Genomic DNA, 22967 nt, shown 5'->3' with positions numbered 1-22967 from the left:
AATTTTATAAATTATAAGATAAGTTAATATGGACGTTTAATGAATACGCCATCAAAGAAAGAACAAGGTATTTTTGAAAAAGAAATCTTGCATAATAAAATAGTAAAAGAAAGAATACAGAAAATTAATACTGACTTAAACTCAGTGGCTAGCCTTAGTGATATATCTAGCATTTTTTATGCACACGAAAATGAAGGTACGTTAAAGTATAAAAATAAAATATTTTGGTGCGCTATATTCGTTTCTTCTCTTATTTTGTTGATCTCCATTTACTTCATGAGTTTAACCTTTAAGCATTTTGATAGCGGCTATGGCTTTTTATGGCTCATTCTCCCTTTCTTTGCTTTTTCTTTTGCAGCTAATCAGCGAAAAACAGAAGCTGCACGTTTAGCTTTAGTGGAGAAAGCACAGAAAATATACCTCTCGCTAAAATATGGGTTTGTCAATTTTCAAGAGCAAGCGAATATAACGCATCATCAGAATTTAACTGAGTTTTCTGCATTTTTTAAGCGAGGAAATTATGAAAATAAAGTCCCATTTTATGCTTCAGGGCTAATTCAGTGCGAAGATAAAGATGTTCCTTATACAGCTATTAACTATCATTACGTAAATCGTCGAGAGGTAGTTTCTACTGATGCTAATGGCAAACGCAGAATAAAAGTTGTTTATGATCACTTTGATAGTTGGGGAATGTTTTTAGGTGATATTCAGGCCCCAGCATTTGCATTAACTAGCTATAGAAATAATTATTATCCATATCAATGGACAACCTCCTCCATTGCATTTAATAAAAAACATTTTATAACAGGACGCTCAGAAATTGAGTTGGCGAAATTAATGCAACCACGAAATGTTCTAATCCTCGAAAAATTATTTAGCTCCCATGGCTATTTCGAATTTATTTCAGGTGAAAGTATAGACTCTGTATACTGGGCGTTTGAGCAAAATATTTTTTTACGTGATTATGACCAGTTTAACAATTGTGATACAGCAGCTAAAATTGGCAATATGCTAGAAACACTCAGGCTACCCATGTTTGAAAAGTTGATGACTGAAATTAAACCTATTCTTGAAAAAGTGGTGAAATAATGGACTTTACAATTATTCTTATTGTTTTAGCGGTTATTGCTTTTATCGTTATTGCAATCAATAACAGTATTATTACAGCCTACAATAGTACTAAGCGATCTTGGGCAGACGTTAATACCTATGAGCGACAAAAAGTTAATATTTTAGATTCACTCACACCTATAGTTAGCCAATATATTTCGTATGAAAGTGAAACCCTTAAACATATTACTGCGCTGCGCCAAAGTATAGTCTCTTTAGATGGTGCAACGCCTGACGGTGCTAGCTTAGAGAAAATTCAAGCACAAACAGAGCAAGTACTTAAAGGCTTGTCCGTCACAGTTGAAAACTACCCTGATCTTAAGGCAAACACTGTCTACTTAGATTTAATGAAACAAATTACATCACAGAATGAAAATGTAGGAGCAGCTATTACTATCTTTAACCGTAATGTTGAAATTTTTAATAGCAAAATTGAAACCTTTCCAACTAATGTTGTGAACGGTTTTCTAGCTAAAAAGCAACGTATTAATGAGTTTAAAGATAGCACTGCAGAAAAGAATATTGAGTTTAAGCCTAATTTTTAATGCTGGGATATTAGATAAGGCTCAATGCAATAAAGCGCTAAGCTTTTTATATAGCATAGGCGTTTATTGGGAGGATACTTATGGCTGATCAACTGCTACGTCATATCGCATTATTGCAATACATACCGTTAGAACCAAGCAAAATTACTACCGCTGAGCTAGAGTCAAAACTACATGCGGCTGGGTTTAGCTGTACCATACGGGCTGTACAGCGTGATTTACAGAAGCTGAGTTTGATTATGCCATTGGTGTCAGATGAGCGTAGTAAACCTTTTGGCTGGTCTTTTAGTCGAGATAGTAAAAGTCCAGCCTTTCATGCGCTTGATACCAGCACAGCCTTAACCTTCTTTTTAGCTGAGCAACATCTTAAGCATCTCTTACCGCCGAGTGCTTTGAAAGCCTTAGCCCCCCAGTTTGCACAAGCACACCGCCAATTAGATGGCCTTGAGAAGAATGAACTCAGTAATTGGAGTGAGCGAGTACGCAGCCTACCTAATGGAAAAACATTACTGCCTGCTGAAATTAATGAACAAATTTGGAATACAGTGTCAGAAGCCTTGATGGAGAAAAAGCAGCTTGAGGTAACCTACTTGAGTCGCAAACAACAGCAAGCGGCTGATTACCAACTGCACCCAGCAGGTTTAGTATCACGTCATTCAATGACCTATTTAGTGGCACGTTTTACTGATTCAGAAAAATACATGCATTTTGCGGTTAATCGAATTTTGCGCGCTTGTAAGTTAGAACAGGAGGCGCTGGTTGATGATTTTAACTTGGATGCGCATATCGCCGCTGGTAATTTTAGTTCTCGCTCAGCGTGCCCAGAAGTTGAATTAGTAGCTGATATCCATCCACAAGTGGCTTGGATTTTGACAGAAACGCCATTAAGTGTAGAACAAGAAATTACGCCTTTGCCTGACTCTCAGTGGTCAAGACTAATCGCCACAGTGCGTATGGACGAAGAAACACTATGGTGGATTTTTGCATTAAATAGCCAAATAAAGCTATATCAGCCGCAGGAATGGGTAGATCAAGTAAAGCAAAATATCAGTAATCTAGCGGCGCTTTATACGGATTAACTAGAATAAAAATTAGCAGATTTGAGTATTTTACGGTATACCCAATAGTTCGCGAAACAAAAATAGGTTTCGCTTACACACTTAGATAAGGATCAAATACGTTCACTATTTAAATTAATACAATACTTATAGATAGCTTTATTATGGATAGATTAAGCAAATTTTTGATTGGCCTTTCAATTGTCTTTTCACTTTCCCCCGCCCACGCGCAAGATCGTTATATCAACATAGGTACAGGTGGTGTTACTGGTACTTATTATCCACTAGGCAATAACATTTGCCGCTTGGTAAATCGCAATTCAGCCTTGCGTTGCAGTGTAGAAGCCACAGGCGGCTCTGTGTATAACGTTAATCGCTTACAAGCCAAAACTATGGATTTTGGACTTGTACAGTCTGATGTGCAAGCTGAAGCGGTGCTAGGGCAAGGTAATTTTAAGCAACCTGTGCACATGCTACGTTCAGTTTTTTCATTACATGCAGAGCCTGTGCATTTGATGGTGCGTAAACAAGCCAATATCCAACGTTTTCAAGATTTAAAAGAGAAAAGAGTGAATATTGGCAATGCAGGCTCAGGACAACGTTCATTAATGAATTTGATGATGCGCCAAGCCGGTTGGACTAAAAGCACTTTTAAGCTCGCCAGCGAGCTAAAATCTTCTGAGCAAGCACAAGCCTTGTGTGATAACAAAATTGATGCTGCATTTTGGACAGCTGGCATAGGGAATGGCTCTACGCAATCAGCTGCGGCGGCTTGCCCGATTGACTTGGTTAATATGGACGATGAGATTTCACAAGCAATCCTAGCAGCACATCCTGCGCTCTCTAAGGCAATTATTCCAGCTAATACTTATGCTGGAATTAGCCAAGATATTACCACTTTTGGTCCTCGAGGTACCTTAGTTACTCGTGCAGATACAGATGAGGAGGTGGTGTATCAGCTAGTAAAATCGATCTTTGAAAATTTTGAAACCTTTAAAAAGATCTATCCTACGTTTGCTGATTTAGAGCCACAGCAAATGATTTCTACAGGTTTGGTTGCGCCTTTACATAAAGGGGCTGAAAAATACTATAAGGAACAGGGTTGGCTTTAAACTCAGGCGGCAGCTTAGGCTGCCGCTTTTATATTTAGGCGATACTGTAAAAGAACAGCATCATAAAGGGCGCTAAGATGGTGAGAATAAGCCCACTCATGATAGCTGTTGGCATATAGCGTTTTTCACAGCTATCAACCACAAAGGGCAAGGTGGTATCCAACGAAGTTGCACCGCATACCCCAATGGCACTATTGGCATGGTTTCGTCCTAAAAGATAAACCACAGTAATCCCTAGTAATTCGCGAAACAGGTCAATTAATAAGGCAATGCTGCCATAGTTGCTACCCATATGTTGAGTAGCTAAGGTGGCCGACAAACTAAACCAGCCATAGCCAGAAGTTAGCGCTAATGAATGCGCGAGTTTTTCTTGAGTAATAAAACTTAAGATAACGCCTGCAATTAAAGAAGCTACTACCACTAATAGTGGGATAAGTAGAATGCGAGGTGCTAGCCAGCTACGGTCAATCTTAACTGTGGATAAATCAACACCAATACAAAACAGCAGCAAGTACAGCCAATAATAAATATTAAATAGAACTTTTCCTGTATCACTTTCATGCCAATGCAGTTGATAAAAAAGTACGCCTAGCAACACTAAGGCAAAGGCAATACAGCATTCCTTTATAGGATGTAGCATGGCACGCCAGCCTTTACTGGCGCTTGTGTTGGCTGTAGCTTTTTGATTTAAGGGTAAAATAACGATAAATACAATAAGGCTAGTTACCAGAGCATATAAAAGCGCCTGTTTAACAATGCTAAAGCCAGCTGATAACGAGCTAAAAGCTTGCCCTGATTCTAAACCAATGGTGAATAGAATGACCCATACAATAGGTGTAATTAGCTTTAAGAACAGTTGTTTCAGGCGGCTTTTACCTAGGCATTTGCCTGTTATGTAGCCACCAACTAAGGCGATTAAGCAAGGCAAAATAGACGCAAAGATATTACTTAGAACAGACAACATGAAGAGTGCTCACAAAAAAGGCGATCTAGGATCGCCTTGCTGATTATTTCTGGCGTTTAGTGACCCCAGGAAACTCCATTTCCTGATACCTAATAAATTTGGTTTTTTGTGTTAACTTGTAGCCAAGCCAAATAACAATAAAAACAACTAGTCCAATATAGGTAGCAAAGAATCCACCCCAGCTAATGTTGTTAGCCATATAGCTTTCATAATATTGCCCTAAGGTAATGATTAAACATAAGCCAAAGGCAAAAATGGGGCCTATTGGGAAAAAGCTAGAATGATAAGGAAGGTCATTTAGATTATAGCCTTGTGCCAAGTAACCTTTGCGGAAGCGGTAATGGCTAATGGCAATGCCTAACCATGCAATAAAACCTGTCATACCTGAGGCATTTAATAGCCATAAATACACAGTTTTTTCACCAAAAATATAACTTAAAAAGCATAAAGCAGAGATTATCGTAGTGGCATAAAGCGCATTACGTGGAACGCCATTGCTAGATAATTTCGCAAAAATACGGGGTGCTTTACCTTCTTTAGCTAGGGCATATAGCATACGGGTAGAGGCGTACATGCCTGAGTTACCCGCAGATAATACAGCCGTTAAAATAACCGCATTCATCAGTGCGGCAGCGCCAAGTAAACCAGCATTTTCAAATACTAAGGTGAATGGGCTGATGCTAATTTGTTCGATCAGATTGTCACTATTGCTCAATAAACGCGGTGAATCATAAGGAATAATCAAGCTGATTACTAAAATAGCGAAGATATAGAACAAGAGAATACGCCAGAATACTTTACGTACGGCGCTTGGAATGTTCTTACCGGGATCTTCTGATTCGCCGGCTGCAATGCCAATCAGCTCTGTACCTTGGAAAGAAAAGCCAACATACATGGCAATACCAATCATGGCTGGTAGTCCGCCAACGAAAGGTGCGTCGCCAATAAACCAGTTCGCCCAGCCAACGGTGCTCATATCTTTAGTGCCGTCCATGATGCCGAAAATCATCAAGGTGCCTGTGATAATAAAGATAATGACGGTGGCAACTTTGATCAGCGAGAACCAGTATTCAGCCTCACCAAAGCCTCTTACAGAAACATAGTTCAGTAAGAAGGTGATGCCTAAGAATACAGCACTCCAGATCCAGCCATAGCCATTGGCAGACATTTCAGGAAACCAGTAACTCATGACGAGCTGTGCTGCAACAAGGTCAACGGCTACTGTTACGGCCCAGTTGTACCAATAGTTCCAGCCCAGCGCAAAGCCAAAGCCAGGCTCAACATATTTGGCGCCATAGGTAGCAAAAGAGCCTGATACTGGCATATAGGCGGCAAGCTCGCCTAAGCTGGTCATTAAAAAATAGACCATTAAGCCAATTAAGGCGTATGACAAGAGCGCACTACCTGGGCCGGCACTGGCAATAGTCGCGCCAGAAGCAACAAATAAACCAGTACCAATAGAGCCACCAATCGCGATCATGGCCAGATGTCGAGATTTTAATGATCGACGTAAGCCGCCAGAGGCTGGCGCAGATTTAGTTGATTCAGACATTGTTTTCCTATATTACTTTTTCAGCATAGCGCGGATATTGGCTAACGCATCGTTACCGCGCGCTGCTTTTACCTCTACGGGTGCATCATCTTGACCTTCCCACTGCAGATCTTCGTGTGGAAGCTCATCTAAAAAACGGCTATGTGTACAGTTAATCACTTCACCGTACTGTTTACGTTTTGTCGCATATGTCATGATAAGGCGTTGTTTCGCTCGTGTAATTCCCACATAAGCCAAACGTCGTTCCTCCTCGATCGTATCGGCTTCAATGCTAGAACGGTGCGGTAAAATTTCTTCTTCAACACCCATGATATAAACAACAGGAAACTCCAATCCTTTTGAGGCATGCAACGTCATCATTTGCACGCCATCGGCTCCGTCCTCTTCTTCCTCTTGGCGCTCCAGCATGTCGCGCAGCACAAGCTTGGCGACAGCATCTTCAAAGCTGGTGGCACCTTCTTCGTCACGTTCAATTGTATTTTTTAACGCGTCGACTAAAAACTCAATATTGCCAATGCGAAAATCAGCAGCTTTATCACTGGAGCTGTTTTGACGAATCCAATTTTCGTAGTCAATATCTAGCACCATTTCACGAATACTTTGGATAGGATCGTCTTGCGCGCACCGTTGGCGCACTTTTTCCATATAGTGTTTAAAGCGAGTTAGGCGCTCAGTAAAGCGCTTATCCAATACTTCTTGTAAGCCTACTTCATCACAAGCGGCAAACATTGAAATGCCACGTTGAGAAGCATAATTACCTAGTTTTTCTAGGGTAGCTGAGCCAATTTCACGACGTGGCACATTAATAACACGTAAAAAGGCGTTGTCATCGTCTGGATTAATTAGCAAACGAAAGTAAGACATGATGTCTTTAACTTCTTGACGACCAAAAAAACTAGTCCCGCCAGTTAAACGGTAGGGTATTTTATGCACTTGTAATTTTAATTCCATCAATTTCGCTTGATGGTTGCCACGGTACAAAATCGCAAAGTCGCTATAAGGGCGTTGAGTACGTAAATGTGTGGTAAGAATTTCTAAGGCAACAGTTTCTGCTTCGGCATCTTCACTGCGACAGCGAATCACTCTAATTTCATCGCCGTGTCCCATTTCGCTCCACAGTTGTTTTGTAAATACGTGTGGATTATTGGCAATAAGTACGTTGGCACACTTTAGAATACGGCTAGTTGAACGATAATTTTGCTCTAACATAACCACTTTAAGCGAAGGAAAATCATCTTTTAATTGCATTAGATTTTCTGGACGAGCTCCGCGCCAAGCATAGATAGATTGGTCATCATCACCTACCACAGTAAATTGTGCGCGATCTTTAACCAATAGTTTGACCAATAGATATTGGCTGGCGTTTGTATCTTGGTATTCATCTACCAACATATAACGAATACGGTTGCGCCATTTTTCTAAGATATCTGGGTTGTTTTGAAATAAATTGACTGGCTGCAAGATCAGGTCGTCGAAATCGACCGCATTATAGGCTTTGAGTGTGCGTTGATAATGTATATAAATAATAGCAGCCGTTTGTTCACGAGGGTTACGTGCTTTTTCTAAAGCCTGCTCTGGCAGAACAAGGTCATTCTTCCAGTTGCTGATCATGCTTTTAACTTCTTCTACGCCGTCATCACCAGCGTATTCTTTTTGCATAATATCGCTTAGTAAACCTTTTACATCGGAGTCATCAAAAATAGAAAAGCCTGGCTTGTAACCTAAGGCTTGATGCTCGCGGCGAATAATATTTAAACCAAGATTATGAAAGGTGGAAACGGTTAAGCCTTTGCCTTCCCCTTTTTTGAGTAAGCTGCTTACACGCTCTTTCATTTCACGTGCCGCTTTATTGGTAAAGGTGACAGCGAAAATATGGCGGGCGGCGATGCCGCATTCTTGGATTAAATAAGCAATTTTACGCGTAATAACACTGGTTTTTCCCGAGCCAGCGCCAGCTAACACGAGTAGGGGCCCACTAATATAGTGCACAGCTTCTTGTTGGCGTGGATTAAGTCGGGACATAGTCAGCAGTAAATTGCACAAAAGCGGCTATTCTAGCATTGCTAAGCAACAAGCGCTGTCTAAAGACAAAAGAAAGGCGCTAAAAAATAGCGCCTTACTGATCAGTGGTAGGATTATTTAGCGTACAACGTGCAGGAAGTGCATGTGTTGTTCGTATTGATCCAAGATATCTTCAATAATTTCTTCGCGTGACCAGCCCATAACATCATAGTCTTGTCCACCTTCTGTTAGATGAACTTCAGCGCGGAAGTATTTACGATCCTCTTGGTCGTCCTCAATCATAAAGCTTGGTTGCGTATAGGCACGTGGTCGTACCTCATAGATAAAGTTGACTTCATCATTATGATCCACCTCTAAACGCACCTTGTTGCTTTTGGTTTTATCCACAATCACAGTGATGCTTTGCTTCTCTAGCTCGACTTTAACTTCATTAAACGCAGGTTCTACGACTTCATCAATAAAGCGATTAACGTGAGAACGGCGAGGGAACATCACGAGATTACGCAAACGACGTTGCCAACCACCATCATGTTTATTCTGTCGTCCATAGCTTTGGTGGCGCAGTATTTTCTTGGTGGAATCTATGCGCAAGGCTTTAAATAAGCCCCAAGTGGCAACTAACAAAATAATGGAGAAAGGCAGCGCACTGGCAATGGTGGCTGTTTGTAGCGCCTCCAGCCCGCCACTGAGTAACAAGGTGATGGCAACTACACCTGTGGAGGAAGCCCAGAAAATACGCTGCCAAACAGGGGTTTTGGTATTACCGCCAGAGGCCAGCATATCAATTACGAGTGATCCTGAGTCAGCAGAGGTAACAAAGAATAGCACCACCATAAATACCGCAATTAAGGAGAGCAGGGCGGAGAAAGGAAATTGCTCTAAGAAAACAAATAGGGCAATGGAGGCATCTTTGCTCACCGCTTCTGCAATGTTGACAGCACCATCACGCATAATCATATAAATAGCGCTATCACCAAAGAAGGTCATCCACATTAACGTGAAACCGGCTGGTACAAGTAGTACGCCTGTTACAAACTCACGAATGGTACGGCCACGTGAAACACGAGCAATAAACATACCAACGAAAGGCGACCAGGAAATCCACCAGCCCCAATAAAGCAGCGTCCAGCCACCAATCCAGTCGTTGTTTTGTGGTTCATAAGCATAAAGATTAAAGGTTTTACTGACAATTTCGGATAAGTAGGCACCTGTGTTTTGCACAAAGGTTTTCAGTAAGAATACAGTTGGGCCTAATGCCAAAACCAATACCATCAAGCCTACCGCTAACCAAAGATTCACTTCAGATAAAACACGGATACCTTTATCTAAACCAGTAGCGACAGAAAGTGTAGCTAAGCCTGTAGCAGCAATAATTAGAATAACTTGCGTTGTAGTGCCAATAGGCAGCGAGCTAAAAACTTGGTTTAGCCCTGTATTCATCTGTAATACGCCATAGCCCAATGAAGTGGCAACACCAAAGACTGTACCTAAAATGGCAAAGATATCTACAGCATGCCCAATGGGACCATAAATGCGGTCACCAATAAGTGGGTATAAAGCGGAACGTAATGTTAGCGGTAGATTATGGCGATACGCAAAAAAGGCAAGAATCAATGCCACAATGGCGTAAATAGCCCAAGCATGAAGTCCCCAGTGAAAGAAGGTGATATTTAATGCTTCTTTCGCGGCTAGAACTGACTGTGGGTCTGCATCAGGTGGTGCTAAAAAGTGTTTCACTGGTTCAGCAACGCCGAAGAACATTAACCCAATGCCCATGCCGGCAGAGAACAGCATGGCAAACCATGTGGTATTGCTATAATCAGGGCGACTGTGGTCAGGGCCGAGCTTAATATCGCCATAGCGGCTAATAGCTAGAAATACCACACTAATTAAAATAAGCGCAACGGCAAGAATGTAAAACCAACTGGCGTTGGTCAAAATCCATGATTGAACATGGGAGAAAGCGAGCTTTGAACTAGTAGGGAAAACACTCACATAAACTACTAGTGCGATGATAAGAAATGCCGATGTATAAAACACTGGCGGGTTGATTGTTCTATTTTTGGTAGAACTTTCCATTAGGTAAGCACTCCTTGGATTCGGTTGGCCGCCAAGGGGGCGGAAGGCTTAAAAGGGTAACAAATTGATAGCTTTATTTGAAGTTTTGCTCTCCAATCCATAGCTTTTATGTATTGAGTGAAGCGGGGAAAGCCGCTAAATAGAAGCCTTTGGCGAGTATTGATTTTTTTACTACAAAATGAAAAAAGCCCTGAGTTTTTCAGGGCTTTTGTTCGTTTTAGTCGTCACTTCGTGTTAAAAGTGCGGCTTTTTCGCGGCGTGGTCGCTGCTCTAATTGTTCCAGCTGTTCTAAGCTTGGTAGGCGCTCTCCCTTGCGGATAATCAAAGGCTTAGGTGCACTTTGTTCTCTAACAGGGGCTGGTTCATTGTAGCTATTACGTTGCTGCGTTGAATGGTTGTTGTATCGAGTAGAACGTCCCTGCCCCTGACTTTGCTGTCCACGATTATTATTTTGTGGGCGGCTATTCTGACGAGGTTTATGCCCCGTTTGTGTGGTGTTTTGGCGAGGATTATTTTTCTTCTCTTTTTCTGCTTCTGCCAGTAAATGGCTGGTTAAACGAGGTGCTTGGCCTCTTGGTGCGCGTGCAGCGTTATTGCTGGTAAATTGACTATTGCCTTGCTGGCGCCCGCGTTGGCGTTTTTGGTAAGGGCTTACATAATCAACGCTATTGCCAAAGTTATCTACCGCATCATCTAAAAATACTTCAGGGTCACGTCCAGCCGGCGCTGCTGCACGTTGTTGATGGGGGTTAGGTGTGCGCCGTTGGTTATGCTGTGGGCGTGTATTGTTAGAGCTACGACGCTGTTGAAAAGGCTGTTGCTCATCACTACTTTGGGTAGGATTTTGCTGGCGACGCGGCTGACGTAATTGACGTGTTTTGCGTGCAGGGCGTTCAGCTTGCTCTGTAGCATAATGGTTTGGGCTAGCAGGAGCAGCTGCAGTTTCTGATGAACCTGTTTGGGCTTGCTGTTCTTGTTCACGTTGCTTGCGTAAAAACGCATTTTTACGCAGATGATTGCGAGGAGTGCGGACCATATGTGGACGTTTTTCAGTTTTAGGTTCGGAGTCTTTGGGTTCCTCTGACGGCACAAAATTCATTGTGTCGCCAGCAGTAATCGTTTGTTTTGTAAGGCGTTCTATGCTGTGTAGCAGGCGTTCTTCGCTGCCACTAACAAGGGAAATCGCATGACCATTGCGCCCAGCGCGGCCTGTACGGCCAATACGATGCACATAGTCTTCTTCGACGTTGGGCAATTCAAAGTTCACTACATAGGGTAGTTGGTCAATATCCAAGCCGCGGGCAGCAATATCGGTAGCTACAAGAATACGTAACTCGCCAGATTTAAAATCCGCTAAAGCTTTAGTGCGTGCATTTTGGCTTTTATTGCCATGAATGGCGGCTGCGGGTAAACCTGCTTTGTTAAGGTATTCAGCTAAGCGATTAGCGCCATGTTTAGTGCGTGTAAATACTAATACTTGTTCCCAGTTACCTTGGGTCACTAAGTGCGCTAAGAGTTGGCGTTTTTGCGTAGCAGGTAAGCGATAAACAAACTGATCAATACGCTCTACCGTAGTATTAGGAGGTGTGACTTCAATACGTTGCGGTTCGTGCAAAAGATTATTCGCTAACCTAATGATGTCGTTTGAGAAGGTAGCCGAGAATAGTAAATTTTGGCGTTGTTCTGGCAGTAGTTTTAATACTTTCTTTACATCATGAATAAAGCCCATATCTAACATGCGGTCAGCTTCATCAAGCACTAAAATTTCAACTGCTGAAAGATCAACTTTGTCCTGTGAGGCTAAGTCGAGTAAGCGACCAGGGCAAGCCACTAAAACATCAACGCCTTTAGCGATAGCCTTAATTTGGGCTGTCATACCTACGCCGCCAAAGATGCAAGCACTGACTAAAGGTAAGTTTTGTGCATACAGAACAAAGCTGTCATGCACTTGTGCTGCTAATTCACGCGTAGGAGCCAGTACTAATGTATGTGGCTGGCGCTTGCGATGGCGACGTTCAATAACACGTCCACCAGGGAAAATATGTTCAAGAATAGGTAAGGCAAATCCGCCTGTTTTACCGGTGCCAGTCTGTGCTGCCACCATCAAGTCCCTACCTTTTAATACCGCAGGGATAGCTTGGAGTTGTACTGGTGTCGGTTGCGTATATCCCGCAGCTGACACAGCGTTCACCAAGGCTTCAGATAAACCTAGGGAAGCAAATGACATGCAGTCTTCCTGTCTGTCGGCGACCCGCCGACGTTGGGGCGCTATGTTCAAATGCTGCGTACTGGTGTATTGCTCAAAAAGCACACCCTATTCGCGACAACCGTCCTGCGCTGGGCGGATATCCGAATGGAGGCACGTAGCTAGTGGGGAGCCTGCAACAGAGCAGGCTCATAAATCTCAGCGTGGAAGCTTTAGATTTTCCCAGATCGCTAAACTTGGCTCGGCTTGGTTAAGAGTATAAAAATGTAGGCCGGGTGCGCCGCCTTGAAGTAGGCGCTCACACATTTCACTGATCACTTGTTCGCCAAAGGCTTTAATACTTTTGGTATCGTCGCCATATGCTTCTAGTTGTTTACGAACCCAGCGTGGCATTTCAGCACCACAGGCATCGGAGAAACGAGCCAGTCGGGTGTAATTGGTGATCGGCATAATGCCTGGAACGATCGGGATTTCGATGCCGAGTTTACGCACTCGTTCAACAAAATAGAAGTAGCAATCTGCATTAAAAAAGTATTGCGTGATTGCGATATTCGCGCCTGCTTTTACTTTTGTCGCGAAATTGCGTAGATCTTCTTCGAAATTGCGGGCTTGTGGGTGCATTTCGGGATAAGCAGCGACGGCAATAGTAAAGTGGTCATCTGTCTCTTTTCTGACAAATTCCACTAATTCATTGGCATAACGCAACTCTCCGCTTGCCATTCCCATACCAGAAGGTAGGTCACCACGTAATGCTACAAGGCGATTAATTCCTGAGTTTTTATACATAGTTAACAATTGACGAAGATCGGCTTTGGTATCGCCAACACAGGAAAGATGGGGTGCAGTAGACACCTTAATTACATCATTTAAGTGTTTTACTGTATCTATAGTGCGATCACGGGTAGAACCACCTGCACCATAAGTACAGGAAAAATAGTTAGGGTTATAAGTAGCTAAATGCGCAGCAGTTTGCATTAGCTTTTCATGACCAGCATCGGTTTTGGTGGGGAAAAATTCAAAGCTAAATTGGCGTGTGCTACTCATCATTTCGTCCTTTATCTCCAGCAGAAACTGGCTAACTTGTTGCTTATAAAATTAGTTTTTGACCGATTAAAAGCATAATCACGGTATATGTTGTCAGTTTGAGTTATTTCTTTGCGGCTTTACGATACGTTTTTTGCCGATTTAAACTCAATGTATCTTTTTTCAATCTCTCTATGAAAAATGCTATAGCAGTTTTTCGGCTTACCTTGAGATAGCTTGAAGCTAGATTACAGTCATTGGATATAACCAAACAATTATAAAAAGCTATATAGTTATATTTTTTTGTTTTGTTAAAAGTATGACTTGAGTAGTCTTTAGCTTGAGATTTTTAACCTTTTTATAACTTTTTTGGGCAAGAGCAGGTAAGCTATATGGGCTAGTTTTGGGTATTATTTCGGGTAAAAAATGGAAGCGTCAGAAGTACAATTAAGCCGTGTAGAGCTGCTTCAGCATACCGCTCGTCGCAATAGTATTTATGGTCTGAGCAATCTACTTTTATTAGTACCATTACTACTATGGTCACAATTGGCTTATCTTTCTACTACACAAAAGCAGCCAATGAGTTGGCAAATGCTTGGGCAAGTGCTTGGCAATTCCTTGTTCTTGAGCTTTGTAGGCTTGTTGGTTTTAAACTTGTTGTTAGATGTTTTAGTGAGTAAGCGACCACGCTATGTTGGCTTAAGAAAATGCGCTTTTATTTTGAATATTGCCTTTATGCTGTTCTTAATTGTTAAAGGGCTCTATTTAATAATTCCTGTTTTACTCTATAAATTATTAAGTTACTTACGCTATCTCAGTTTCTTTAACGCCAAGGATTTAAAACTATGACAACAGCATTATGGTGTGTACTTATTGTTTTTTTAATGCCCTATGCGGGCACCTTGCTAGCTAAAATATTAGGTAAGATGCCTCTGAAGGCAAATCATGATCCACGCGCTTTTTTAGAGCAAGTACAGGGCATTGCTAAACGCGCGCATAATATTCAGCTTAATAGCTTTGAAATAGCTCCGTTTTTTGCGGCCGCAGTGATTATTGCGAGCTATTTAGCAAAAGTTAACCCTGTTTTGATTGATACCCTAGCAGTGACTTTTGTGATTAGCCGCGTAGTGTACTTTATGTGCTACTTATTAGATTGGGCACTTGTACGCTCAATCATTTGGACACTAGGGCTTTTGATAATAGTGAGCCTGTTCCTCGTTGGGATTTAACTTTTTAGTTGTTGCGTAACTAACAGTCCTAGTTGCGCAATAGCTTTCTCGCTACGTTCATCCCAAGGATAACCATAGCTTAAGCGAATGCAGTGTCTAAACTTTTCACTGGCTGAAAAAATAGGACCTGGCGCTAAACTAATGCCTTTGTTTAATGCCTGTTGAAATAAATATAAAGAATCTACGGCTTCTGGTAGTTCTACCCATAGGAAATAGCTGCCTTGTGGGCGACTAACACGGGCTTCTGCAGGAAAATAACGAGCAATGGCCGCTAGCATTTGTCCTTGCTGTACTTCTAAGGTGTTGCGTAAACGGCGTAAGTGTAAATCGTAGCCACCATGCTGTAAGTAGTCTGCAATGGCCGCTTGAGATGGCACTGCTGGTGAAATCGTGGTCATTAAGCGGAGTTTTTTGATGCGCTCAGTGAACTGCCCGCCAGCTACCCAACCAATGCGATAACCTGGGGCTAAACATTTAGAAAATGAACCACAATGCATCACCAGTCCTTGCTGGTCATAGCGTTTCACAGGTTGATTAGGCGTGTTGCCAAAATACAGCTCGCTATAAACATCGTCTTCAATTAAAGGTACTTGATGTTGTTGTAAGAGCTTATAAAGCTGCTGCTTGCGCTCATTGCTCATAGTGGCACCAATTGGATTTTGCAAAGTAGGCATAAACCAGCAGGCTTTAATAGGTAGTTTTTCTAAGGCGTTAGCTAATGCCGTTAAATCTATGCCATCACGTGGATGCACAGGGATTTCTACGGCTTTAAGCTGTAGTCGCTCAAGCATTTGCAAACATGCATAAAAAGTAGGCGATTCGATAGCAACTAAATCACCTGCTTGAGTAACGCTTTGTAAACATAAACTCAGAGCCTCCATTGCGCCATTGGTGATAACTAACTCATGCGGAGCCAGCAACATGCCAATTTGGCTATAGCGTAAAGCAATTTGTCGGCGTAACTCAGAGTTCCCATCTGTCATATCGCTGACGATTTCATGCTCTGGCATTTGCTTCATACTGCGTGAAAGGCAACTGGCTAAGCGTGCTAAAGGGTATAAGCTGGGGTCAGGAAAAGCAGAGCCAAAAGGAACAGTATTAGGGTCACGTAATGAGTTGAGCACTGAAAAAATCAGCTCACTAACGGCTACCTCGTGGCTTTCTAAGGATTGGCTATACACCTTAGGCTCATCTAAGGGGGCCTGTTGTTGTGCCCGTACAAAATAACCAGAGCGTTCTTGCGCTACTAACAATCCTTTGCTTTCAAGCAGGTAATAGGCTTGAAAAACCGTTGATTGGCTAATGCCATAAATGCGGCTAGCTTGTCGAACTGAAGGCGCTTTTTCTCCCGCCGCCAGTACGCCATTGCGGATTAAGGCAGCAATTTCTTCGGCAAATTGTTCGTAGCGCTTCATGCTGATTACTGTCCTACAGGTGCGGTAAAGTTATTTTTGGTAGTGAGTACGTACTCTGGCTTAGCAATATCATGTACGGCAAAGACTACAGGCACAAAGCTTTCAGTGAGTGCTTGAGTTTGTGTAACAGTCACAGGCAAATGACCAATTTCCCCAGGCTGTAAACTCAATATATGCTCTTTGTTTAACTGAAAATGTGGTGCATCTTTTAAGCTGATTTGGTAAGAGCGTGGTTCTTGTGTTTTATTAATAACCTTAATCATATAGGTGTTTTCGTAATAACCATCAAGATTTTCGCGGAACATGGTGCGATCTTTAATAACATCCATACGCATAGGTGCACGTTCACTCAAGCCCCAGCCTAAACCAATAAACATCACCAATAAAGTGATAGCGTAACCCACTAAGCGAGGCCGTAAAAAATGTGTTTTGCCGCCGGCAAGCGCGCGTTCAGATGTATAGCTTATAAGGTCACGCGGATAATTCATCTTATCCATCACTTCGTTACATACATCCACACAAGCACCACAGTTGATACAGCCCAGTTGTAAGCCGTCACGAATATCAATGCCTGTTGGGCATACTTGAACGCACAGGGTGCAGTCAATACAAGAGCCCATAGTTTCAGTTTCCTGACCCTTTTTACGTGTACCTCGTGGCTCACCACGCTTGGCGTCATAGCTCACTAATAAAGTACTGTCATCAAACATAACGCTTTGGAAGCGCGAGTAAGGGCACATGTGGGTGCAGACTTTTTCACGTAGAAAGCCAGCAGCTAAATAGGTGCCTAAGGTGAAGAAAAAGACCCAAAAAACACTGAGCGCCGTGGCTTGAAACTGCATTAAGTTTACGCTTAATTCACGAATGGGAGTGAAGTAACCAACGAAGGTTACAGCGCTGATTAGACCTACGAGCAACCATAAAAAATGCTTTGCAAAAACACGAATAGCTTTATTTACAGACCAAGGTGCGTTTTGTAATTTAATACGTTGATTACGCTCACCTTGTGTTAGGTGTTCGATTCGTAAAAAAATCCAAGTCCACACACTTTGAGGGCAGCTATAGCCGCACCACACGCGTCCAGCTAAAACAGTCAGAAAAAATAAACCAAAGGCACATATGATTAATAGCGCCGAAAGCAAAATAAAATCTTGTGGCCAGAATGTAGTGTTAAAAATATAGAAACGCCCATTAGGAAAGTCCCATAGTACGCTTTGCCTGTCATTCCAATTTATCCATGGAATGAAGAAGAAAATAGCCAGTAGAAAACCTGTAAATAGCAAGCGAACGTTGCGAAATAGACCGGTGTAGCTACGAGTAACAATGCTGGTGCTGTTCTTTTTATTTTTTTTCGGTGTTTCTATTTGTACAACGGGAATTTGCTGGCCCATGACCTTACCCCAATATGGCTAAACGACAGCGGCATAGTGAAGATAATCTGTTATGAATAACAGCAGCAGATTTTTATAAAAAAAGCATAGCAGATGAGGATGTGTTATCAGTTTATACAAAGGCGCTAGATTAAGAGAAGCTGAACTTAAGACAAAGTTTTGTGTGGTTTTTTGTAAATCTTTGCGCTTGCACTTGGTTTCTATTGGTAAAGCATTGATACTTGCGCATGTTTTGTATCTAGCCTATGAGATTAATTACTATGTCATTTAAACATTATTTTGTGTTAGCTGCATTGTTAGGCTTGGTCGCCTGTGGTGGTGTTGATCCTAATTCTCCAGAAGGTAAACGTCAGGCCATTTTCAAGGAAATGCTTAAAGAAAGTGAAGATTTAGGTGGCATGATGCGTGGTCGCCTGCACTTTAATGAAGACAGTTTCTTAGCTAAAGCCGAAAGTTTAGATAAAATCACACGCACACCGTGGCAATATTTTGAGCATCAAGGCGATGAAAAAAACGTGGCTAAAGGTGATATCTGGCAAGAAAAAGAGAAGTTTATGCGCCTTGCTGATGACATGGAAAAGGCCACAGCCGCTTTAGTAACTACCGCGCAACAGCGCCCTATTAATATAAGTGCATTGCAGTTACGTACTGACCAAATGGAGCAGGCTTGCAGCACTTGTCATAAAGCTTTTCGTCAGTATTAAAAACACAACCACTATGAGTAAGGAGATGTCCCTATGTTAATCAATTTCTTAGTGTTACCCCTAAAACAAATGTAATAGGTAGAGAACTTGGCTTCTCTACCTTGGAGAAGATAAGTGATTATTTTAGAAGAAATTAATGCGCAAAATTGGGAAGCCTGTACAGAGCTGGAAGTAACAAGTGAGCAAGAAGATTTTATTGCTTCAAACCTATACTCCATTGCCCAATTACAGTTTTTGCCAAACTTTTGCGGCAAAGCTATCTATTACCAAGGAACCTTAGTCGGGTTTGCGATGTATGGCATTGATAACGATGATGGTAATTATTGGATCTATCGTTTCATGCTAGACAAAGCTTACCAACAAAAAGGCTTGGGAAGCTTAGCAATGCAAGCTGTCATAGAGGATATCCAGCGACAGAATAAAATGGCTATTCCTTCTATTATGCTAGGCTATGCGCCTGAAAACATTGCAGCTAAGCGGCTGTACCTCAAACTAGGCTTTAAGGTACAGGGTATGGCTGAGTGGGGTGAAGAACTAGCAAGTTACACACTATAAAAATTAAGGGGCTTTTTAGCCCCTTAATTTATGCTAAGTGTAGCTCAGAGGTGAAGCAGGGTGCGTTAGCTAAGCTGTCGTGTACAGGGCAGTTGCTATTTACGAAGTTAATAAAACGTTGAATCTGCTCTGGAGTATTGTCGGCTTCAATAAAAAACTGCGTATGGATTTGGCTAAAACCAATTTTTGCGGTTTTATTTTTACCCAGGAAGCCATCAGGATCTAGCTCGCCTTCTATCTTAATGCGTAAACTTTTTAGGTTAATCTGATGAAAGGGCGCAAAAGCTTTAGCCACAATCACTTTGCAGGCTGCCAAACTACAAAGTAATGCTTCTACAGGATTCATTCCCTGATCTGTCCCACCTAAATGACTAGGCTCATCAAGCAGCATACTGAATTGACGCGATGTGCATTTTACTTGTAAACCAGATAATGCTTGAGCTTGGGCGCTAAAGATTTCTACAGCCATTTTATTACTACCTATTAATGCAGTGCGCGGAAAGATTCAATTAAGGCAGGAATGCCGGGCAGCATACCGATACATGCCATAATTAATGTTAATAAAATAAACATGATACTTGGAATAATCCAACGATCAGTACGGCTTAGTTTTTGCCCACGTTCTTTATCGCCAATAATGCCAAGGTTATCTAGCAGCATGGTTAATGACCAACCAAATGCAGGGTTCACTAAAGCGGAGCTAAAAACTACGATGGCCGCCGACTGTGAGGTTTTTCCTTCGCGGGTCATTTGCATACCTGCTTCCAGTAATGGAATAAATACCCCTACAAGTAAGGCAATGCTCATTACAGGAGGCCAAATAGCAAGGTCGATTGGGTAGCCTAAGAAAGCCGCAGCTAGGCATAGCAGCCCTGTTAATATGGCACCTGCTGGAATAGGGCGTTTAGCAATAGCTGCAGGTATCATATAAGTACCCCATGAAGATGCTACATTACCGCCACCTAAGGCTGTACCAATAGCTTGACGCGCTGCAGCAATACACATGGTGTCATCAATATTCATCAGCACCCTGTCCGTATTCTTCGGATAGTTAATTTGCTGGAAAATACGATGTCCTAAAAAGTCCGGCGACCACATAGCAACGGCTAGGATGGCAAAAGGTGTTACAGCAATAAAGTGCTCTAAACTAGGTAAGCCAATTTGCCAGCCAGTACCTTCTCCCCACCAGTAAGCTGGGTTCATGTTGGGTATGCCAGGCAAGGTATTAAATTCAAAATGTGCACCCAATGCAAAGGCAATCAAGCCCGCCATTGTTGAACATAATGGAATGGCTAGCCAGCGTTTGCCTAAGTGTTCTAAATAGGCATAAAGGACAATGGTCGATAAAATAACGACAAAGGCGATATAGCCCATATCCATGCCATTGGCCCAGGTATAGAGCTGTTTAATCTGACCTGTAACGCCAATAAAACCAAGGTATAGCAATAGACCGCCACAGACTCCGTCACTGGTTAAACGTGCTAGCAAACTACCACCACGGAACAAACCAAGGAAAAATCCGAACAAGCCAATTAATAAGCCTAAAGCAAGAGGATGACCACCTGCGGCAATAATTAATGGAATAAGCGGAATTAATGGACCATGTGTCCCCGCAAGGTTAGCTCTTGGATTAAAAAATCCGGAAAAGAGCAGTACAAACAAGGTAACTATGATTAATTCAAAACGTGTATTCTCACTAATAAAGCCAGCGCTTAGGCCTAAAGGTACGGCAAAAGCAGCAACAATAGCAGCCACCATAACAATCTTGCCGATGGTTGCTGCGAGTGCAGGAACCCAGTCTTCATATTCAAAACGATAATCTTTAAAAGGCCAGTTAGGACGCCAGCGTTTAGGTGCCATGATGCTTAATTCATGTTCTAAGTAGTCTTTACGCGTGGCAAAGCTACTGCTGGGTTGGTGTTGCTCGTTATAGCTTACTTCTTGCTTGTCACTCATTGTTTTGTACTTCTAATTGGGTTGTTAAGCACGAACTAAAACCCAAGCCGCAAAGACGGCTTAGGTAATGGTTCAATCAAAATATTGTTGTTGTTATGAGTGGCGAACATTCGCCTATAAGAATGAGCCAATGAAAATTAGCTCAAGAATGGACAACATGCTGAATTGAACTTTAGCGCTTAACAATGCTGCTTTCGGACAGGGTTTACCTTTGTCGCAAGATAGGTTAGGCAGCTAACTAATTTATAGAATTTAGCTGTAAGCCAGTAAATTAGCAGCGTTTGGCTTACCCAGTGGTACTAAATCTATAAAAAGATATGTTGTAAAACTACATTTTATAAAGAAAAACATTAAAAAAAATTAGTAAAACTACCTTTGTAATAATTTTTTTAAATAAAAACGACTCCCCTTTTTCTTTGAAATATAAATTAAGCTTTGATTAAGTTAAGAGGCCTAACATAACCACATCAACTATAAGGTTAAGCAGACACTCAGGTGCGCTTAAGTAAGTGAGGATGAAATGAAAAAATTGATGTGGGGAACAGGCGTAGTTAGCCTATTGATATGGGGTATAAGCCTTTTGTTACTGCCAGAAAATACCAACATGGATATTTGGTTTTGGCGCAAACAGCTTATTTATGTCACTGGCGTTGCTTCTTTTGCCTATATGTCGCTGATTATGTTGCTAGCGATACGTCCTAAATGGTTAGAAAACCCTTTAAATGGCCTAGATAAAATGTACCGCCTGCATAAATGGGCAGGTATTTGGGCTATTTCCTTAGGCGTTGTGCATTACTTAATCAAATTAAGCAAGGATATTTTGATTTTATACGTCGAGCGCGGCGCTAAAGGACCGCGTGAGGACTGGTTCTTGGATATCTTTCGTGGAGCCGCGAAAGACTTAGGTGAATGGGCTGTTTACTTTTCAATAGCTATGCTGGTGATTACGCTATGGAAAAAATTTCCGTATGACAAATGGCGCATTATTCATAAAAGCTTAAGCGCATTTTTCTTAGTCATTGTATTCCACGGCGTTGTTCTAAGCCCGTCCGAATGGTGGTTGCAACCTATAGGGATGTTTATGGCTGTTTGCTCATTATTGGGCAGTTACTGTGCAGTTATAGCTATCTTTGGACGCATTGGAGCGCAGCGCAGATTTTCTGGAAAAGTAGAGTCTGTAGAACAATTGGCAAATGGAATTGTAGAAATAACCTGTAATTTAGGTAAGAACTGGCATCATACCCAAGGGCAGTTCGCATTTATAAAACACACAGCTTTAGGTGAGCAGCATCCTTTTACTATTAGTAGCGCAGATAAACACGATGGCCGAGTGCGTTTTGCGATTAAATCATTAGGTGATGACACCACCTTGTTATATCACAGTGTAAAAGTAGGGGATAAGGTTGAAGTAGAAGGTCCATACGGTTGTTTTAGCTACAATGAAAACAGCCAAACAGAGCAACTATGGGTAGCGGCAGGCATTGGTGTAACGCCATTTATTGCTTGGCTTGAAGGGTTACAAGAACAACCTGAAAAAGCCCCAAAAGTGACACTGCATTATTGTGCAAATAATGAGCAAGAGGGGGTTTATGCAAAACGATTACAAGCCCTAACAGAAACTATTGATAACATTACATTAGTTATTCATTACAGCGAACAAGAAGGTTATTTAACTGCTGATAAATTGCTACAAGGCACCGCACAAAACACCCCAATCTGGTTCTGCGGCCCAAGCGGTTTTGCCAAAGCCATTAAAACTGGAATGCAAAAAGCAGGGCGTGATTTAGCATTATTCCATAACGAATACTTTGAAATCCGCTAAGGCCGTAAACACTAAAAATCCCGCTTAGGCGGGATTTTGTGTTTATTTGCAGGTTATTACGTTAATACGTTGTCGTTTTTATATAAAACTAATAAAACTCATTAGCTTTTAAAAAGCGCTTTACCTAACTTATACCAAGCAAAAAGGCAAAACCTATCAAACCCGCATTTTGCACATTGCATTGTATGCAATACTAAATATTGACGAAGTAAAAATAGCCTGTG

The 22967-nt window shown here is 41.9% G+C and carries 19 protein-coding genes; 9 read left to right on the top strand and 10 right to left on the bottom strand.

Features of this window, described 5'->3' with window-relative positions; all coding sequences use genetic code 11:
• The first annotated feature begins 39 nt into the window (after window positions 1-39).
• From VQ643_RS12580 to VQ643_RS12565, 4 genes are all read left to right on the top strand, one after another.
• Window positions 40-1089, top strand: a complete 1050-nt coding sequence (locus VQ643_RS12580) for a hypothetical protein (RefSeq protein ID WP_414200151.1) — start codon at window positions 40-42, stop codon at window positions 1087-1089.
• Window positions 1089-1655 carry a LemA family protein gene (locus VQ643_RS12575; protein WP_414200150.1) on the top strand — a complete coding sequence of 189 codons (567 nt, stop codon included), beginning with the start codon at window positions 1089-1091 and terminating at the stop codon, window positions 1653-1655. The genes VQ643_RS12580 and VQ643_RS12575 overlap by 1 nt, the downstream gene beginning before the upstream one ends.
• Window positions 1656-1735: 80 nt before the next feature.
• Window positions 1736-2734: a helix-turn-helix transcriptional regulator gene (locus VQ643_RS12570; RefSeq protein WP_414200149.1), complete on the top strand. Its 999-nt coding sequence runs from the start codon at window positions 1736-1738 to the stop codon at window positions 2732-2734.
• A gap of 143 nt (window positions 2735-2877) precedes the next feature.
• Window positions 2878-3825: a TAXI family TRAP transporter solute-binding subunit gene (locus tag VQ643_RS12565; protein ID WP_414200147.1), complete on the top strand. Its 948-nt coding sequence runs from the start codon at window positions 2878-2880 to the stop codon at window positions 3823-3825.
• Between the two features lie 34 nt (window positions 3826-3859).
• Here VQ643_RS12565 and VQ643_RS12560 read toward each other — a convergent pair whose 3' ends face one another.
• From VQ643_RS12560 to metF, 6 genes are all read right to left on the bottom strand, one after another.
• On the bottom strand, window positions 3860-4789 hold the full coding sequence (locus VQ643_RS12560; protein ID WP_414200146.1) for a lysine exporter LysO family protein: 930 nt from the start codon (window positions 4787-4789) through the stop codon (window positions 3860-3862).
• Between the two features lie 43 nt (window positions 4790-4832).
• On the bottom strand, window positions 4833-6341 hold the full coding sequence (locus tag VQ643_RS12555) for an amino acid permease (RefSeq protein ID WP_414200145.1): 1509 nt from the start codon (window positions 6339-6341) through the stop codon (window positions 4833-4835).
• Window positions 6342-6353: 12 nt separating this feature from the next.
• Entirely contained in the window at window positions 6354-8363 is a 2010-nt protein-coding gene (gene rep / locus VQ643_RS12550) for a DNA helicase Rep (RefSeq protein WP_414200144.1), read from the bottom strand.
• Between the two features lie 117 nt (window positions 8364-8480).
• On the bottom strand, window positions 8481-10442 hold the full coding sequence (locus tag VQ643_RS12545; protein ID WP_414200143.1) for a BCCT family transporter: 1962 nt from the start codon (window positions 10440-10442) through the stop codon (window positions 8481-8483).
• Between the two features lie 217 nt (window positions 10443-10659).
• Entirely contained in the window at window positions 10660-12669 is a 2010-nt protein-coding gene (locus VQ643_RS12540) for a DEAD/DEAH box helicase (protein WP_414200142.1), read from the bottom strand.
• A gap of 177 nt (window positions 12670-12846) precedes the next feature.
• The gene (gene metF / locus VQ643_RS12535) at window positions 12847-13692 is read right to left on the bottom strand and encodes a methylenetetrahydrofolate reductase [NAD(P)H] (protein ID WP_414200141.1); all 846 of its coding nucleotides are present in this window, start codon (window positions 13690-13692) and stop codon (window positions 12847-12849) included.
• A gap of 405 nt (window positions 13693-14097) precedes the next feature.
• On the opposite strand from metF, the gene VQ643_RS12530 reads away from it, so the two are divergent.
• Window positions 14098-14520 (top strand): hypothetical protein, encoded by a 423-nt coding sequence (locus tag VQ643_RS12530; RefSeq protein WP_414200140.1) that lies wholly within the window; start codon window positions 14098-14100, stop codon window positions 14518-14520.
• Window positions 14517-14900, top strand: coding sequence for an MAPEG family protein (locus tag VQ643_RS12525; RefSeq protein ID WP_414200139.1), 384 nt, complete (start codon window positions 14517-14519; stop codon window positions 14898-14900). The genes VQ643_RS12530 and VQ643_RS12525 overlap by 4 nt, the downstream gene beginning before the upstream one ends.
• Here the strand turns inward: VQ643_RS12525 and VQ643_RS12520 are convergent.
• Window positions 14897-16315, bottom strand: a complete 1419-nt coding sequence (locus VQ643_RS12520) for a PLP-dependent aminotransferase family protein (RefSeq protein WP_414200138.1) — start codon at window positions 16313-16315, stop codon at window positions 14897-14899. The two genes, VQ643_RS12525 and VQ643_RS12520, sit on opposite strands and share 4 nt — an antisense overlap.
• A 5-nt stretch (window positions 16316-16320) precedes the next feature.
• Complete coding sequence (gene ccoG / locus VQ643_RS12515; protein WP_414200137.1) at window positions 16321-17706, bottom strand: cytochrome c oxidase accessory protein CcoG; 1386 nt, start codon at window positions 17704-17706, stop codon at window positions 16321-16323.
• A gap of 260 nt (window positions 17707-17966) precedes the next feature.
• Between ccoG and VQ643_RS12510 the strand changes: the two genes are divergently transcribed.
• Window positions 17967-18410: a c-type cytochrome gene (locus VQ643_RS12510; protein ID WP_414200136.1), complete on the top strand. Its 444-nt coding sequence runs from the start codon at window positions 17967-17969 to the stop codon at window positions 18408-18410.
• Window positions 18411-18524: 114 nt separating this feature from the next.
• On the top strand, window positions 18525-18965 hold the full coding sequence (locus VQ643_RS12505) for a GNAT family N-acetyltransferase (RefSeq protein WP_414200135.1): 441 nt from the start codon (window positions 18525-18527) through the stop codon (window positions 18963-18965).
• A 28-nt stretch (window positions 18966-18993) separates the two neighbouring features.
• On the opposite strand, the gene VQ643_RS12500 is transcribed toward VQ643_RS12505, so the two are convergent.
• Both VQ643_RS12500 and VQ643_RS12495 read right to left on the bottom strand, forming a co-directional pair.
• Window positions 18994-19434 carry an OsmC family protein gene (locus tag VQ643_RS12500; protein WP_414200134.1) on the bottom strand — a complete coding sequence of 147 codons (441 nt, stop codon included), beginning with the start codon at window positions 19432-19434 and terminating at the stop codon, window positions 18994-18996.
• 14 nt (window positions 19435-19448) lie between these two features.
• Window positions 19449-20921 carry a DUF3360 family protein gene (locus tag VQ643_RS12495; protein WP_414200133.1) on the bottom strand — a complete coding sequence of 491 codons (1473 nt, stop codon included), beginning with the start codon at window positions 20919-20921 and terminating at the stop codon, window positions 19449-19451.
• 520 nt (window positions 20922-21441) lie between these two features.
• On the opposite strand from VQ643_RS12495, the gene VQ643_RS12490 reads away from it, so the two are divergent.
• Complete coding sequence (locus VQ643_RS12490) at window positions 21442-22743, top strand: ferric reductase-like transmembrane domain-containing protein (protein WP_414200132.1); 1302 nt, start codon at window positions 21442-21444, stop codon at window positions 22741-22743.
• Window positions 22744-22967 lie beyond the last annotated feature (224 nt).

The organism is Pseudomonas sp. F1_0610 (genome assembly GCF_047470865.1).
Lineage (GTDB): Bacteria > Pseudomonadota > Gammaproteobacteria > Pseudomonadales > Pseudomonadaceae > JAZDRH01.
The sequence above is the reverse complement of the archived record's forward strand: the minus strand, read 5'-3'. Positions and strand labels throughout refer to the sequence as shown.